General features: G+C 51.3%; 1 protein-coding gene. It reads right to left on the bottom strand.

The genetic code is table 11. The features are described from left to right. Positions 1 to 18 precede the first annotated feature (18 nt). Positions 19 to 1,166, bottom strand: a protein-coding gene (locus GYRE_RS14325; RefSeq protein ID WP_112471417.1) for an IS3 family transposase whose coding sequence is annotated in 2 segments (ribosomal slippage) — positions 19 to 929 and positions 929 to 1,166 — 1,149 coding nt in all. Because the reading frame shifts where the segments join, the coding sequence is not laid out codon by codon here. Positions 1,167 to 1,228: the final 62 nt, after the last annotated feature.

Below are 1,228 nucleotides of genomic sequence, written 5' to 3'. Positions count from 1 at the left end.
TGAATCGCCACGGATAATCTAGACACTTCCGAGCCGTTGATAATACTGGTTTTCATATTCTGTCGGTGACATCTGATTGCTGGAACCATGCCGACGCTTACTGTTATAAAACATTTCGATGTAATCAAAAATATCACTGCGGGCTTCTTCCCGCGTTCCGTAGATCTTTTTCTTTATCCGTTCGCGTTTCAACAACTGGAAAAAGCTTTCTGCAACCGCATTATCATGGCAGTTACCGCGACGGCTCATGCTGCCCTCCAGGCCGTGTGATTTCAGGAACGACTGCCACTCATGGCTTGTGTACTGACTGCCCTGATCCGAATGAACCAGCACCTGTTTTTGGGGATTACGCCGCCATACAGCCATCAGCAGTGCGTTCAGGACAATGTCCTTTGTCATCCGGGATTGCATGGACCAGCCGATAATTTTGCGTGAGAACAGATCAACAACCACAGCAAGATACAGCCAGCCTTCGTGGGTCCTGATGTAGGTTATGTCTGTTACCCAACGCTCATCCGGAGCATCCGGATTGAACTGTCGCTGGAGCCTGTTGGGCGACACGATACTGGCCTCGCCTTTACGTGCCCGCGGGCTCCGGTATCCGACCTGAGCCTTTATCCCGACACGTTTCATCAGTCGCCAGACTCTGTTCACTCCGCACTGTTGCCCGCTGTCCCGCAGATCCAGATGGATTTTGCGATAACCATAGACGCATCCCGATTCCAGCCAGAACTGTTTAATCTGTCCTGTCAGTCTCAGGTCTGCCTGATGGCGTTGAGAATGCGGCTGCTGAAGCCAGGCGTAAAAACCACTGGGATGAACATCCAGCACCCGACAGAGCAGGCGAACAGGCCAGCAACAGGTGTTGTCACGGATAAAGGCGTACCTCAGTCGGACAGCTTTGCGAAGTACGCCGCGGCTTTTTTTAATATGTCCCGTTCGTCGGTAACCCGCTTCAGCTCTTTCTGGAGACGACGGATCTCGGCCTGAGCATCTGACTGTTCTTTATTAGTGGAAGAATCCGGACCGTACTTCTTTATCCAGGCGTAAAGGCTGTGGGTGGTGATATCGAGACGTGTTGCCACGCTGGCAACAGAATAACCGCGATCAACAACCTGTTTGACTGCTTCAGTTTTAAACTCTTCGGGATAACGCTTACCGCTCATGGGCACCTCTCTTTAAGCCATCTTAAATGACTCTGAGGTGTCTGTTAAACCCGTGGCGATTC

The sequence above is a fragment of the Yokenella regensburgei ATCC 49455 genome, assembly GCF_000735455.1.
In the GTDB taxonomy this organism is placed as follows: Bacteria; Pseudomonadota; Gammaproteobacteria; order Enterobacterales; family Enterobacteriaceae; genus Yokenella; species Yokenella regensburgei.
The sequence above is the reverse complement of the archived record's forward strand: the minus strand, read 5'-3'. Positions and strand labels throughout refer to the sequence as shown.